The sequence below is a fragment of the Paenibacillus naphthalenovorans genome (assembly GCF_001465255.1).
In the GTDB taxonomy this organism is placed as follows: Bacteria; Bacillota; Bacilli; order Paenibacillales; family NBRC-103111; genus Paenibacillus_G; species Paenibacillus_G naphthalenovorans.
In genome coordinates this window covers 4,684,521-4,699,249 of the sequence record NZ_CP013652.1, presented here as the reverse complement: position 1 = coordinate 4,699,249, position 14,729 = coordinate 4,684,521, and the positions used below count along the sequence as shown (strand labels likewise).

At 54.4% G+C, this 14,729-nt stretch carries 15 protein-coding genes; all 15 read right to left on the bottom strand.

Features of this window, described 5'->3' with window-relative positions:
- Nucleotides 1-2: 2 nt before the first annotated feature.
- Complete coding sequence (locus IJ22_RS23175; RefSeq protein ID WP_054818633.1) at nucleotides 3-797, bottom strand: ABC transporter permease; 795 nt, start codon at nucleotides 795-797, stop codon at nucleotides 3-5.
- A gap of 4 nt (nucleotides 798-801) precedes the next feature.
- Entirely contained in the window at nucleotides 802-1,578 is a 777-nt protein-coding gene (locus IJ22_RS23170) for an ABC transporter ATP-binding protein (RefSeq protein WP_062410458.1), read from the bottom strand.
- A gap of 7 nt (nucleotides 1,579-1,585) precedes the next feature.
- Nucleotides 1,586-2,674: an ABC transporter substrate-binding protein gene (locus IJ22_RS23165; RefSeq protein ID WP_062410457.1), complete on the bottom strand. Its 1,089-nt coding sequence runs from the start codon at nucleotides 2,672-2,674 to the stop codon at nucleotides 1,586-1,588.
- Nucleotides 2,675-2,851: 177 nt separating this feature from the next.
- On the bottom strand, nucleotides 2,852-4,495 hold the full coding sequence (locus IJ22_RS23160) for an FAD-dependent oxidoreductase (RefSeq protein ID WP_062410456.1): 1,644 nt from the start codon (nucleotides 4,493-4,495) through the stop codon (nucleotides 2,852-2,854).
- A 160-nt stretch (nucleotides 4,496-4,655) separates the two neighbouring features.
- On the bottom strand, nucleotides 4,656-5,555 hold the full coding sequence (locus IJ22_RS23155) for a LysR family transcriptional regulator (protein WP_062410455.1): 900 nt from the start codon (nucleotides 5,553-5,555) through the stop codon (nucleotides 4,656-4,658).
- A 331-nt stretch (nucleotides 5,556-5,886) separates the two neighbouring features.
- Entirely contained in the window at nucleotides 5,887-6,423 is a 537-nt protein-coding gene (locus IJ22_RS23150) for a hypothetical protein (RefSeq protein ID WP_235594201.1), read from the bottom strand.
- Between the two features lie 25 nt (nucleotides 6,424-6,448).
- Nucleotides 6,449-7,363, bottom strand: a complete 915-nt coding sequence (locus IJ22_RS23145) for a hypothetical protein (RefSeq protein WP_062410454.1) — start codon at nucleotides 7,361-7,363, stop codon at nucleotides 6,449-6,451.
- A 22-nt stretch (nucleotides 7,364-7,385) separates the two neighbouring features.
- Complete coding sequence (locus tag IJ22_RS23140) at nucleotides 7,386-8,345, bottom strand: hypothetical protein (RefSeq protein WP_062410453.1); 960 nt, start codon at nucleotides 8,343-8,345, stop codon at nucleotides 7,386-7,388.
- A complete protein-coding gene (locus IJ22_RS23135) occupies nucleotides 8,338-9,201 on the bottom strand; it encodes a cell division protein FtsX (protein WP_235594200.1) in 864 nt (287 codons plus the stop codon). The genes IJ22_RS23140 and IJ22_RS23135 overlap by 8 nt, the downstream gene beginning before the upstream one ends.
- Complete coding sequence (locus IJ22_RS23130) at nucleotides 9,194-9,850, bottom strand: cell division ATP-binding protein FtsE (protein ID WP_062410451.1); 657 nt, start codon at nucleotides 9,848-9,850, stop codon at nucleotides 9,194-9,196. Before IJ22_RS23130 ends, IJ22_RS23135 begins: the two co-directional genes overlap by 8 nt.
- Nucleotides 9,850-10,455 (bottom strand): hypothetical protein, encoded by a 606-nt coding sequence (locus tag IJ22_RS23125; RefSeq protein WP_062410450.1) that lies wholly within the window; start codon nucleotides 10,453-10,455, stop codon nucleotides 9,850-9,852. The genes IJ22_RS23130 and IJ22_RS23125 overlap by 1 nt, the downstream gene beginning before the upstream one ends.
- Nucleotides 10,452-11,081 carry a hypothetical protein gene (locus IJ22_RS23120; protein WP_062410449.1) on the bottom strand — a complete coding sequence of 210 codons (630 nt, stop codon included), beginning with the start codon at nucleotides 11,079-11,081 and terminating at the stop codon, nucleotides 10,452-10,454. The genes IJ22_RS23125 and IJ22_RS23120 overlap by 4 nt, the downstream gene beginning before the upstream one ends.
- A gap of 54 nt (nucleotides 11,082-11,135) precedes the next feature.
- On the bottom strand, nucleotides 11,136-11,963 hold the full coding sequence (locus tag IJ22_RS23115) for an ABC transporter ATP-binding protein (protein ID WP_062410448.1): 828 nt from the start codon (nucleotides 11,961-11,963) through the stop codon (nucleotides 11,136-11,138).
- Between the two features lie 14 nt (nucleotides 11,964-11,977).
- A complete protein-coding gene (locus IJ22_RS23110; protein WP_074729457.1) occupies nucleotides 11,978-13,693 on the bottom strand; it encodes a dipeptide/oligopeptide/nickel ABC transporter permease/ATP-binding protein in 1,716 nt (571 codons plus the stop codon).
- Nucleotides 13,690-14,721 (bottom strand): ABC transporter permease, encoded by a 1,032-nt coding sequence (locus tag IJ22_RS23105; RefSeq protein WP_062410447.1) that lies wholly within the window; start codon nucleotides 14,719-14,721, stop codon nucleotides 13,690-13,692. The genes IJ22_RS23110 and IJ22_RS23105 overlap by 4 nt, the downstream gene beginning before the upstream one ends.
- Between the last annotated feature and the right edge of the window lie 8 nt (nucleotides 14,722-14,729).

Genomic DNA, 14,729 nt, shown 5'->3' with positions numbered 1-14,729 from the left:
ATTTATTTCCATGGTAAACATTTTCGTTCCAAAAAGTCCAGGGTGCGGTTAAAAATCAGCCCGATCACGGAAAGCAATACGACGCCAACCATGAGCTTGGTTGTAATCATCAAGTTGCCGTAGTGCAGTATCATCGCTCCGATGCCTTCCTTGGCCGCAATCATCTCCGCCGCTACAAGCAGCAGCAGCGACGTTCCTGCGGCCAGCTTCAATCCGGCAAAAATCACCGGAAGCGAACCCGGCAGGATGACCTTGCGTACGACGTTCAAATGATTCGAGCCAAACGTGACGGCCGCCTTAATCAGGGTCGAATCGACATTCTTGACCCCGGAATACGTATTGATCACCACCGGGAAAAATACGCCTAAAGCAATCATCGTCACTTTGGGCAATTCTCCGATGCCGAGCCATAGAATGATCAGCGGCAAAAGGGCGATTTTCGGAATCGGGTAAAAAGAGAACAAGATGGGAGTCCCCACCGATTCCGCCCATTTGGAAAATCCGAGCAGCAGCCCGACGATGATGCCAATACTGCCCCCCAGAAGATAACCCAGGATAATGCGGTACAGACTGGCCAAAATATTCGGATGAAGCTCTCCCTTCACGATCATTTCCCATGCTGCGGATAGAATACTGGTAGGAGACGGAAGAAACAAGGGAGAAATCAAGCCCGATCGGCCTATGATTTCCCATACCGCTACGATGAAGGTTATGCCTAAAACCGGAGCATATACAGGAACCCTTTGCTCGAGAAAGGCGACTTTGTTGGTTATATATTTTCTTATCGTTTCCGCCACTGCCTTATCCCTCCTTCAGCGCTTCTGCTGCGTCATGGCGGATCAGCTGCCAAATTTGATCGGCATACTCATCGAATTGAAGCCGAAACTGCTCCTGATTCCGGCCTATCTTGGGCATATCGATATGGATGATGCTTTTGATCTGTCCGGGATGACGCGACAATACAATGACCCGGTCAGCCAAATATACCGCTTCGTCTATGTTGTGGGTGACATACAGCGTGCTCAGCCGCGTCTGGTTCCAAATCGTCAGCAGCTCCTCCTGCATCAGCGTGCGTGTCTGCGCATCCAAAGCGGAGAACGGTTCATCCATCAGCAGCAAATCAGGCTGAATGGCAAGAGCGCGGGCGATCCCCGCTCTCTGCCTCATCCCTCCGGAAAGCTGCTTCGGATAGGCCGATTCGAATCCGCTCAGACCGACCATATCAATATAATGCTTCGCTATTTCGCGCTGCTCCTTCTTGCTCACGCCTCTTTCTTCCAAGCCGTATACGACATTTTGATAAACGGTCCGCCATGGAAAAAGTGCGATTTCCTGAAACACAATCCCTAAATTCGGTGTCTTGTCCTCTTTTATGCCTTCAAAATATACGCTGCCCTCAGTTGGAGAGAGCAGCCCTCCTACAATATTTAACAGGGTAGATTTACCGCAGCCGCTGGGTCCGACCAGCACGACAAACTCCTGCTGTTCAATGACGAAATTGATATTGGTTAATGCGGTAACTTCCTTCCCCTTTGTGTCTTTAAACCTTTTTTCCACGCCGTCGATTACAATTCTCATAGGTGTGTCACTTCCCTAACCTCTTAATGCCCTCTTCAAGCAGCTCCGTATTCACAATCGTTTTGTAGTCGATCGATTTTTCAATCATCTTGTTTTTGAAATACCAGTCAATTTGGGTTTTGATGTCTTCGGCCAGCAGTCTGCCGTCGCGATCCATGTAGGGAAGGCCTTGTTTAACCAGCTCCGCAGGCTGATCCGTGTACTTGGCTATGATGTCGATCACTTCGTCATAGTTTGCGCCCGGTACCGGTTGTCCGTCTTTTTTCACCAGCACGGCGTCATAATAATAACGGGCTGCCTTGGCGTATGCGGTCATAAAGCGCACGGCGGCATCTTTGTCGTCGGCAAACTTCTGCGAGAAGAAAATAGCCGAGATTTGATAATCGATTTCGTCTCCGACATTGGCGATCACTTTCCCGTACCCTTCGTTTAAAATATAGCTGATATTCGGTTCGGCCGTAAGAATCGCATCCACTTGTTTGCTCTTTAACGTGTCGTTCATCGCGTTCAGCTTGCCCAGCGGAGTGATTTCGACGTCCGATAAGCTGAGTCCGTGCTTTTCCAATAAACGTCCCGCCATATAATGGAAGGTGGAGCCTGTCTGGGTCACGCCGATCTTTTTGCCTTTGAGATCTTTAATGCTTTGAATCTGCGAATCTTTGTGAACCAGCAAGGAGGAGGAGGAATACCCTTTTTGTTCCCTTCCTTTGTCTGCTACGATAAGCAATTTTTGTCCGCCTGCAATCATGTTGTATAAGCTTGCCGTAATGCCTGTCGCCCCTACTTCCACACTGCCGGAGGCTGTCGCTACGGCAATCGGCTGGGCCGCCTCAAACCATTGCGGAGTCACTTCAATATTCTCTTCTTTGAAATATCCTTTTTCCATGGCGATAAAAATCGGAGCGGAACTGGTTAATTTCAGCAGCCCGATCTGCAGCTTAACCGGTTTGGCCTGCTCGGCCGGCTTGCCGCCGGCATTATTCTCCGGCGGTGTGCCTTGTGTTTGCTGCCTGGAGCCCCCGGTATTCCCGCATCCTGCCAGAACCGCAGTAACGCAAAGCAGTGCAACCATCACCATAACCCATGCTTTTTTCATTTTGATCGATCCTCCCTCTTTATTTACCTAGATCATTTTATAGTAAAAAAATCTAGATCATCTGTTAGCGCTTACACTTTACCGTTGATACCCGACATTATACGGATCGGAACCGGCATCAAGAGCCTTGATCCGGTTCGATACAGTAAAGGAAGCTTCTTTCCATAGGTTGAACGTCTATGAATGAAACGCAACTTGAAATTGATCGGGTTGAATACGATGAACAAACGACTGTTTATCAAAATGTTGGCTTTGATCTGGAAAATCGCTTCTTACAAAGCTGCCTCTGCTTTCTTCCCGGGCCTGGCTGGAAGCAATAAACGCCTGGGCAATGGATACAGCATGCTTTAACTCGCTATACCGCAATCGATCTTTATAAGGAATGGCGTTTAACGGGTAATGTTCCAAGCTTTTTTGGAGTGACTCTACTTCCATTTGGGCACGACGCAATTTTTCTTTATTTTTGGTTACGAGGATCCGGTCCATGGAGGCATGCAATTGTCTAAACCCTTTATCACAGGTCAATTCAGGCGTTCGATTCACATCTTCGCTCATCACGACCCAATGCTTGGTTCCAGGTTGTCCAATCGCTTCAGCAGCTGCCCGCCCTGCCCGGCTGCCGAATACTAAGGCGTCCATCACTCCGGTTCCCATCATACGCTGAGCCCCTTGGAACCCTCCGGCACATTCCCCGCAGGCAAATAATCCGGCTACCCCGGTTTCACCCTGCGGATTAATAGCTATTCCCCCCAGCGCCTGATGGCATCCGGAACTTATGATCGCAGGCTGCGACGTTAAATCCAGATTACGGGCCTTTAACATCTCCAAACTACGGGGAATGCGATGCTTCATCACATCGATAAGGTGTGTTCCATACCAATAAACCCCGCCGTCCGAAGTAGCTTTGCCCATTTCCTGCTGTTTTTCAATCCACTTGCAAATCTCAAAGGTGATATTTCCTTGAGTAACCGTATCCGGCTCTTGACTGCTATGATCCCATCCCGAGGAAAACGGTTCTTTGGCCGTATTCAAGATTTTCCCTTGAGACAATAGCGCACTGATCATGTAGAATCCGCGAATCGGGCTTACGAATAAGGGAAGAATGTGCATGAATTCCAGGTTCGTTAATGCAGCCCCCAAATCCAGACCTATGGCCATTCCGCTGGCGTTGCCTTGAGGGTTCGTCGCGTAGGAAAAAAGATTTCCAAACCCTCCTGTTGCTATAATAACACTGGAAAAACGGATTTGAACCGGCTGGGTACATTTTTGCGTTTTGTGAATGCCTAATGCCCATCTGGGATGCCCGGAGGAATCTTTGATAATCTCATAAATTCCGGTATGAGCCAGAAATTGCACTCCTTTTTCTTCGCAAGCTTTGACTAATCTCGTTAATATTTCGGTACCGAAATCACTCATGCCCTTAACCACTCTAGGCCTGGAATGACTTGGAATCTGCATCCAGACGTACTCGTTTCCTTGGCGTTCAAATTCTACACCGATCGATTCCAAAAATCGTAATTCTTTTTCACTATTGTCGGTGAAGGTTCTAACGAGTTCTCTTGAATTTACTTTCATCCCAAAATCATATAACTCTTTGTAATAAAGATCGGAATCTTCTTTGTTAAGAGCCACAGCAAGCCCGGTTACCTCAATCAACTTATCTAAATATGAAGTAGCCCCGCCATATGTTTTACCGCCACGATTTACAACCAGCACTCGTGCCCCTGTTTCCCTTGCGGCCAAAGCGGCACGCAGCCCGGCGCTTCCCCCACCGACGATCAAAACATCCGTCTCCCATTTTTCGAATTCCTCTTTCAGCAAACCGGTACCCTGCCCTTCTGGTTACATAAATTGAATGTCCTTGAAGTTAGAGTACAGCACGCCACTTATTAATACAATCGATATTTTCGATTCAAGATATGAATGAAATTCATAAATGGGTAGGGATGACTTTGATTTGAGCAGGCCGAAACGGGCTGACCTATTTGGCGTTTTGTTTGATCCACTGCATGGTGAAGTCCCGAAAAGCGGCATGAACCGTAGGGATGTCAGGGCCCCGAGGTATGGCGAGGGCGGTCGTTCTTTTGATTTCTTTTTTAAGACGCACGATGGCGATTCCGGGACGTCGAATAAATTTGACTACCCGCGATGTTAACAATGCTACGCCAAGCCCTTCCGCCACCAACCCGCAAATGGTTTCCACCTGACTGCTTTCATACATAATATTAGGCACGAAACCGGCTTCCTGACACGCTTGTTCGCATAAGCTTCTCATCCCATAGCCTGGTTTTATAGATAAAAATTTCTCTTTGGAGGCCTCCGCTAAATCAATGATTTTCTTATGGGCCAAGGGGTGGGCGGCATGAGTAATTAATACGACTTGATCGCTCATTAATGGATAGAAATCGATTGTTTTTTCATAATTTTCATTATGCAAGTGAGTAAGAAGGGCGGCATCGATCTCCGATACCTGCAGCCATTTAATCAGCTCATCACTGTTTCCGTCACGAATCTCGATATGGATGCCGGGGTATGCCTTTTGGAAGGAAGCGATTAACGCCGTAAGTCCTAAATAACTGATGTTGGGAATGGCGCCGATGACCATATGTCCCCGTTCCAAATTGTTATATTCCAGCATGACCTGCCGGGCCCGCTTGATCTCTCCCAATATGCGTTTGGCATAAATCAGGAAATGCGCCCCTGCCGGCGTCGGCTGGACAGAGCGTGTCGTACGTTCAAATATTCTGACGCCCAATTCTTCCTCCAGCTTTCTTATCGAATGGGAAAGCGCAGATTGAGACAGGCAGACTTCATCAGCCGCCAGACTAAAGCTTTTGTATTTTTCAACGGCTAATATATACTCCAGTTGGTGGATTTCCACTCGCCATACCTCCCTGATGCTGCTGTTTTCCGCGTGCGTTACCGTCTACCTGGATTTCAGTCTTGCTGCACACCATTATTCTATCAGTCCGTCTTGCCATAGGAAATAGCCTAGTGAATCGACTTTTATTCATTTCATACCCATTCATGCCTGGCCTACGCTTCTCCCGGGTGCCATCGCCGTAAATCAAGAAAGACGCAGCTTTTACATTAGCTGCGCCTGGTGTTATAACTTATCAGGTCTCTGTTAACGTTCCTAAAGAACGTTCCGGTACCCTGGTACCCCTGGTACTCTGACCATGGGCAAGGGCAAAAGGGGATACCTCCTCTGGTCAGGAAAGCCGTTTAACGGCCAGCAGATCGTCCAGAGGCATCGACAGCGCCCGGTCACAGAGCTCCTTTTTCAAATCGTCTAGCCTTTCCTCATCCGCTTCCGTCCGTGTGCCCGCTCTTCCCTTCTCCAGCAAATCATAAAATTCCAGAGGCAGGAAGCCTTCCTTTAACGATACTTCTACGGACCGGCCGTCGGTCAGTGAAAAGACAAATGCGTACGACTGGGCCCGATGCGGGTCATACTGGGCAACCGGATAATTGACGTCAACCGTCAGCGCCCCGCGGGACGCCGCACGGGTGACATATTCGAACGCATCGCGGAACCCCGGACCGCCGTGACCGGACAGAATCGAGATGTCTTTGCGCTCTGGCGCTTCGTCTCCGCACAAGGCCTTGATCCCCGCGTAGACGCTTAGAAAGCCGACCGCGACGGCCATCAAATATTGCCCGCTATGGTATTTCTCGACATCCTCAAACCGAATCGCTTTTAAAAATTCGCCTTTGCGGCCGTCACGAATATAAATGACATACATCATGAATCCTCCTAATTGTTGTTGGAATTCAAGCTCTTTTTTTGATCAATAACCAGCATAAGAGCACGGCCGCCACTGCCCCTGCCGCCGCAGGAATGACCGGAAAGCCTGCGCCTTCACCGGCCGGAACGCAGTCGGAATCGCCTTCCTGACACATATGATGCGCATGGGCTTGACCTTTCTCATCGCTGTTGGCCTCCTGCGGGCTCGAAGCCGCCCCCGCCGGCTTGACAAACGAAATCAGCTGCAGTTGCTGTCCGCCTTCACGCTTGTTCATTACCCACGATTCCCGGATGCTTTTTCCTTTCCACAGGCCGGGGTCGACAGGAGCATACAGGATTCTCGGGTGTTCGCTTAACTCGAGCGTGACGCCCTGAATCGTGACGGCATACGTCCTGACGGTCTTGCCGTCAGCGCCTTGGCTCTCCTTCATGGCGACGGCTTCGACCGTCCCGGACGGACCGGGCGAATAGCCCGCCTGCTCGAACAGCGTTTGTCCGTTGACCTTTGTCGTCAAATAAGCCGCCATGAGCGAAGCGAACTGCTCTCTTGTCAGCTCCTCCGACCCGTTCAACTCCGCCCGCCCTTGAAAGTAAGCTTGATTGACATCGCGCACCGTCGCATTCCCATCCAGGCTAGGAACGCCGCCCTCCGCCAAGACCGCCTGCCGAACGGCCTGCGGGTCCGATTGCTGCGCCCCCAAGCCGCGAAACGAACCGGCCCAATAAGCGAGATCCGAACGCGACAGCTTGTCCTTCGGCTTGAACAAGGGCGCGCCGTGCTCGTACGGGATGACGCCGAGCCCGCTCAAATAAACGATGTTTTCCCGCGCTTCGGAAAACGCGATATCGTCGTATAGATTGCTTTCATTGACGATGTGCGCCTGTACTGCTGCCGGCAGCAGCAGCATCAGTACGAATATCATTACCGCAATACGTTTCATTTCATCCTCCGAGAGCTTTGTTCTACTCGTTCGTTCTCAGCAGCAGCGCCCCGTTCGCCTGCTGCCAGTAATACGGAGCCGGACTTCCCGCCGCAGCCTCCAGCCCGGCGGTTCCGACGGCAAAGCCGCGAAGCTCTTCGAGCAGCGTATCAGGCATCAGAAAACCGTTGAAAAAACCGGCCTCGAACTGCAGCTCGGCCGTACCGTTTTCCTTGTTCAGCAGCTGACCGATCAGCATCACATGAAGGTCCGGCTTTTCATAGACGGCGTAAATATGGTCTGCGCGGAAGAAATACGCAAGCTCCGACCGATCGTTCAGCCACTGCTCTTCCAGCTTATAGAGAGCGCCTGCGGCTGTGCCCGGGACTGCCCACTGCGGCAGCTGTTTTTCCGCAAGCTCCCGGTCCGAAGCCAGACTTTGCAATAACGGCTCCTCCACTTCCGACATCCAGTCAATGTCCAAATAATTGGCCAGTTGGTCTATGGCCGCATCGGAATTGTCGGCCATAAACCGGGCCCGCGCCTGGAGCTGCCGCTCCATGCCCCTAAGCAGACGCTGATGGCCCTCCAGCGACTCCTTTGCGGTCTTCACCTGCATATACTCGGCATAAAGCCGGTCCAGCTCCTGCATATACCGGTCCAGGCTTCGCGCCATCAACCATTGGCCACCTATAATATCGACCGGGTCCTGCGCCTGCAGCATGAGACTCAGCCAGGCCTCCATGCCGAAATCGTCGTAAAACTGCAGCTGGGCGGCTGCGCTATTCCGCCTGGCGGAGAACACCTGCTCCTTTTGCCTGACCTGAGGCGTCATGGCTTCAATGTCGTTCTTCGTGCGCTGCATTTCCAGCTTCAGCTTGGCGATCGTCTCTTCGTCATGCACGGAAACAAGAAAATCGGCAAAAGCGCCGGTCAGGTGGGCGTACGCGCCGGTTGCCGCAAACAGGAAGAACAGTACAAGAACGACAACCGTCCTACGCATACTTCATCAGCTTCCCGGTCGACACATAGCTGGCGCACAGGCCGATCGCCGTGCCCGCCGCCACGATGCCGAGCATCATCGTATAAAAATCAGCCGGAGCCACATGGAATATCGTGTTATAGGGATGCTCCAAAGACGCCATGGTATAGCGGTACAGCCCGTCCAGGACGGTCGCCGCCAGCAAACTTCCGGCCAAGCCGATCACCCCGCCTTCGAATACGAATTGCCCCCGCACATGGGCCGGCTTCGCCCCGAGCAGCAGCTTCACCCGAATCTCTTTTTGCCGCTGATACAAAGCGAGATTCACAGCCAAAAACACCGTCAAAAACGAGACGCCTGCAAAAAACAAAAGCAGCAGCAAGCCCCAGCGGTTGATCCGGTCGGAGGCGTGCAGCACCGTTTCCGCCAACTGCTGCGGATAAATGACCTGAGCGATGCCGCGTATCGAGCGCAATTCTTCCGCAATGAGCGAAATGTGCCGCGTATCGGTCAGCTCCAGACGTACCGCATCCGGCAGGTCGCTTTCCTTGAAGCTCTCCAGCAGTTGCTCCCGGCCCTGGAAAAACACGTTCATCCGCTCGACCAACTGATCTTTGGTCTCGATGCGCACCGATTTGACGTAGCTTTTTTGCTCCAGCACGCGCGCAACCTCCGACGTCTCGAAAGCCGGGTCCACATACACCTTCATACTGAGCTGCGCGTCCAAATACTGCATCAGGTCATGGACCCCGAGACGGAGCATAAACAAGGCGCCCGAAATCGTCATTGCGATAAAAATCATGGCGGCCGCCGCCGCAGCCGCTCCCGCATTGCGCCGAATGCCTTCCCGCGCATCGCGGACAATAAACTTAACCATTGCCAATCTCATATATTTTCCCTTGTTCCATGTGTAATGTCCGCGCGGGAACTGCTTCCACGAACCGGTCGGCATGCGTTACGACAAGCATCGTCATGCCGTATTCCCGCTGCAGTTCCCGGAGCAAATGAAACATCTCCGCCGCCGTTTCCTTATCCAGATTGCCCGTTGGCTCGTCCGCAAGCAAGATCGCCGGCCGGACCAGCAGCGCCCGGGCAATGGCCACCCGCTGCTGCTCCCCGCCGGACAACTGGGCGGGAAACAGCCGCTCCTTGCCGCTCAGCCCCGTCCGCTTCAGCAAGTGAAGCGCCTGGGCCCGGGTGTCTTTTTCGCTTCTTCCCAGCACCTCGCCGGCCAGTTCGACGTTCTCCAGCACCGTTTTACGCTCCAGCAGCTCGAACGACTGAAAAATCACGCCGATTTTGCGGCGCAGCTCGTATTTCGGCATGCTCCCGACCGGTTGGCCGTCAATGGCAATGTCGCCGGTGAAATCGTCGATCTCCCGGTACAGCAGCTTGAGCAGCGTGCTTTTCCCCGAACCGGACCGGCCGCGCAGGAAAGCGAACTCCCCGGCATGAAGATGCAGATTCACGCCGTCCAATACGGTGCGTTCCCCATACCTTTTTGTCACATTCCGAATATGGATCATTACCAGGTTCCTTCGGCAAGCCAGGGCAGGAAGCCGTCCAAAAACCGCTCCGTCGCCGGCATGAAATACGAGCCAAAATGATAATCGGGGTCCAGCGTCGTTACGATCCATGTTCCGGCCGTACTGACCTTGTCGATATACAGGATCGCGCCGTTGTCCTCCAGGGCAATCAGGACGTCCGAGCCCTCCGGGGGCCAAAACACGCCGTGGTAATGCCAGGTAGCATCTTCCAGCGTGATCGCTTGAAACAGGCTGTGCCCGGGGTTGGCCTGAACGAGACCGCTCCGTGCATCCTTGTCCAGCCACCACCAGAAGTTGGTCGGCCTGAATTCCCAGTGATGTCCGGGGATCCACGGCCGCGACTGCGGACCGAACGCCACTACGGTCCCTCCCCGCTCCGCGACCGCCCGGATTTTGGCCGCCGATTTTTCCACCATGCCCTGATGAAGCTGAGACGGACAGAGCAAGACGTCGTACTTGTCCAAAGAAGCGGTCTCCAGATCGGGAAGGTAAATGAGCTCATCGAAAAATCGGCGGTACTTCGGCTCGTTGAGCGTCCGGTGATGCTGCGAGCACCCCCCGTATAATGCGGCTATTTTTCTCATATCGCCACACCTTTCTCCTGCAGCTGCCGGTGCTCGTCCCGGATCCACCGGAGCAGCTGCGGCCCGATGCGGCCCGACGTGTTGTCATTGCTGTGATAGCCAAGCAAATCGTTGCCGGAATGAACCAGTATCGTCCCCCGGGTGCTGTTACGGTCGATATACACGATCGGCTCTCCTCCCGGCAGCGTCAGCAGCACCTCCGCTCCTTCGGGAACCGGATGGTGCCCTCTGGCAAAAAAACCGGCTACCCCCTGCTTGTAGGTCATATCCTCCGGGAGCACGCCTTCGAATATCGGATGCGGCCGATGGATCGATACGTGATAATCGCGGTGGCTGCGGATCGTTTTGGGCACGAAGTTCGAGCCCCCGGGAAGCCAGGGACGGAACAGGTGCCCGCTGAATACAAGCACTTTGCCGCTGTCCAGAAACCGCCGGATGCATTCTTTCTCCTTAGTCAGAAATTCCTGGTCGATGAGGCCGGGAATGACCATCCCGACATAAGGCTCCAGATCGGCATCCGGCAGCTCATAGACATCCAAAAAAGCAAGATCGTTCTTATAGCACAAATCGTTCATTCGTGCATCCACAAAATGGCTGCCGGAATGCAGCATGAGTATATCGTTCATGTTATCCGCAATGGATCCCCTTTCTACTGTTATCCATATACCGGGCCGGGCATGTCAAACGCCGGTCAGCTCCAGCAGCGCCCCGATCAGGCGCTTCGTAAACGGATGCTGCGGGTCGTCGATGACCGCATCGGTGCTTCCGCTTTCGACGATGACGCCCTGCTCCAGCACAAGCATCCGGTCGCAGAAGTGCCGCGTCAGCGCGATATCGTGGGTGATAAACAAATACGACAGCCCATGGCGCTGGCGCAAACGCTTCATGACGTCCAGCAAATCGAGACGCAGGGACGGATCGAGCATCGAGGTCGGCTCATCGGCCACGATCAGCCGGGGGCGGACGATGAACGCCCGCGCCAGGCCGACCCGCTGCCGCTCCCCGCCGGACAATTCATGCGGGTACCGGTCCATGTACCGGTCCGGCGATAACGATACCTCCGCCAGCGCTTCCCGCACCAGCTCTCTTCGGGCGCGCTTGTCGCCGGAGTATAGTCTCTGAATGACGAGCGGCTCGCATACCAGCTGCTCGATCGTCATACGCGGAGACAACGATTCATAGGGGTCCTGAAAGATCATTTGAATGGGCCGCAGCGCCTGTCTTCTGGCTTTCCCCTTCAAAGCCAGGATGTCCTGCCCCATTACCTTTATCGTGCCGCTGTCCGGCTGCTCCAGACCTGCGATCATCCGGCCGATGGTGCTTTTACCCGCACCGCTGGCGCCGACCAGGCCGACCGTTTCGCCTTCCGCAATGGAAAAGCTGACGCCCTTGACGACCGCCTCCTGCCGAAAGGCGGCGCCCGGAGCCGTATAGGCTTTGTGCAAATCGCTTACGTGCAGCAGGTCGTCTCTGCGCACCTCCGCGCTGCCAGTGTCTTGTATCGTCATCGCTTCAGCCTCCGTTAAGAAGAAGATGGCACGACTTGTGGAACACTCCGCTTCGTGCGCAACCGGGGGATGGCGTCGATGAGACGCCTCGTGTACGGGTGGGACGGCGCAGCCGCAATGGCGTCTGCCGGCCCCTGATCCACGATGTGCCCCTGCTTCATGATCAGAATGCGGTCCGCCAGCTTCAGCACAACGGGCAAATCATGTGAAATGATGAGCATGGACAAGCCCAGCCGCTGCTGCAAATCGGCGAGCAGCCTGATGATGTCGACCTGTACCTTGACATCCAGCCCCGTGGTAGGCTCGTCGGCGATAATCAGCTCGGGCTCGTTCATCAGCGCCATCGCAATGACGACCCGTTGGCGCATCCCCCCGCTGAGCTCGTGCGGATAAGCTCTTCCCCAGGCAGGCGTCAGTCCGACCTGCTCCAGCACCTGATCCACCCGTTCGTGCAGCCTCTGCTTATCCATCGCATGATGAGCGGTGACCGCCTCGGCCAGCTGGCTCCGGACGTTCATGACCGGATTCAGGGCGTTCATCGCCGCCTGCGGAATGAGCGCAATGCGCTTTCCCCGAAGCGTACGCATTTCCCCTGGCGACAAAGAGGTCAAGTCGATGCCGTCAAAACGGATCGAGCCGTTCCGCAGCGCAGGCTCCTGCAGCAATTGCATGATGGAAGACGCCACCGTCGTCTTCCCGCTGCCCGACTCGCCGACAAGCCCCACCACTTCACCCCGGTTTATGGCAAAGCTCACCGTGTCGATCGCATGGACTACGCCTTTTTCTTGCGGGTAGGAGACCGACAGCCGGTCCACCTCCAGCAGCGAAGCTGCGGCATGTGTCCGGGTGCCGGCTGGCGCCGGAGACTTTGGTCCGTCCCCCAAGCCGGAAAACACTCCCCGCCGAAGCGAACGCAAGCGGGGGCTGTTCTTCTCCTCCATCACATAACCGATAAAGGAGAATGCAAGCACCGTAACGACGATGCACAGTCCGGGAGGAAGCACCCACCATATCCAGGCATCGGTCAAAAACGCGCTTCTCGCATTGGCGTAGAACAGGATGCTGCCCCAGCTTTTCGACAGCGGATCGCCAAGCCCCAGAAAGCTTAAGGAAGATTCCAGCAGAATCGAAGTATTGACTGCCCTGACGAATTGGGGAATGAGCAGCGGAACGATCCCGGGAAAAATGTGCCTGCGCAGCACATAAGCATGTCCGGCGCCCATGGTTTTGGTAGCCAGCACCGGCCCTCTGCCTCGCAGCGACAGCACCTGCGCACGAATTTCACGGGCCTTGCCCGCCCACATGACGAGCGTGATGACCAAAATTTGTGTGATTACGCTCGGTCCCATATACACGCCGATCACGATCATCAGCGGCAAATACGGAAGCGTCAGGCTGACGTCCACCGTTCTCATCAGCAGCGCATCCGGCCAGCCGGAACCGTATCCGGCGATAAGTCCGGCGATCGCGCCGATCAGCACGGCCAGCAGCGCCGATACGATGCCTACCGTGAGCGAGACCCGCGCGCCCTCCGCAAGCTCCGCCATAATATCCTGGCCCATGTCGTTGGTGCCGAGCAGATGCTGCCGGCTGGGCGGCTGGAGCGGCGAACCGCTTTGCTCGTCCGCGCTGTAAGGCGTAAGTAGAGGCCCAAAAACAGCAAGCGCGACAATAAGTGCCAACAGGATGAAGCCTGCCACGCCGATCTTTCCTGATAATGTTCTGTTCATGCCGTTCCCTCCCCAGGCTTGAAGTAACGGGCTCTGGGATCGATGAACGGGTACGTCAAATCGGCGAGCAAATTAGCTGCAATGACACCGACGGTGATCAGCAGGAACACTCCCTGCATCATCGGAAAATCCCGGGCGATCACACTTTCGTACAGCAGACGTCCGATCCCCGGATAGGAGAAAACCGTCTCCACCACCACCGCGCCGCTAACCAAGGTGCCCAGACCCAGCGTCACATGCGTATAGACCGGCAGCAGCGCGTTGCGCAGCGCATGCCGGTAAATCAGGTTTCGCCGGCCGACCCCTTTGGCTTCCGCCATAAACATATAATCCTGCCCCAGCGTATCGAGCATGGAGGAGCGGGTCAGCAGGAAGTTGGCGCCTACCGTTGCCAGCGTAATCGTAGTTACAGGTAAAATAAGACGCCGGATGACTTCAATGACATAATCGGCGCCGCCGTTATGGACCAGCGGTACGGCCCCGTATGAGGGCAGCCAGCCGAGATTCACCGCAAATACGGCGATCAGCAGCATGCCGAGCCAGAAGCCAGGCAGCGATTCAAGAGCAAGCATCGACGTCAGCAGCGCGACATCCCGCCGTTTGCCGCGGTTCCAGGCCGCATACGCTCCGCAAGCCATGCCGATCAGCGCGCTGAGTACAAAAGCCGGCAAAACCAGAAGAAGAGTCCACGGCAATCGTTCCATCAAAACGTCCTTCACCGGCTTGCCGAATTTCGTGGAGCTGCCCAGTTCCAGGCTTACCGCCCCGACCATAAAATCGGTATACTGCTCCCAAAGCGTCCGGTCCAGTCCAAGCTCTTGATTCATCCGCTGCCGCTGGTCGGCCGTCAATGTGTTGACTTCCTGCCCCATGAAATAAATGAGCGGGTCTCCCGGCGCCAGACGGGGCAGCGCAAAATTGATGGTTAACGCAATAAACAAAACCAGTATATACTGTACGCATTTCCGTCCGAACCGGCGGGAGTGGGATGTCCCGATTGCTCTCCCTGAGGAGGTATCGTTTCCCATAAGACCAC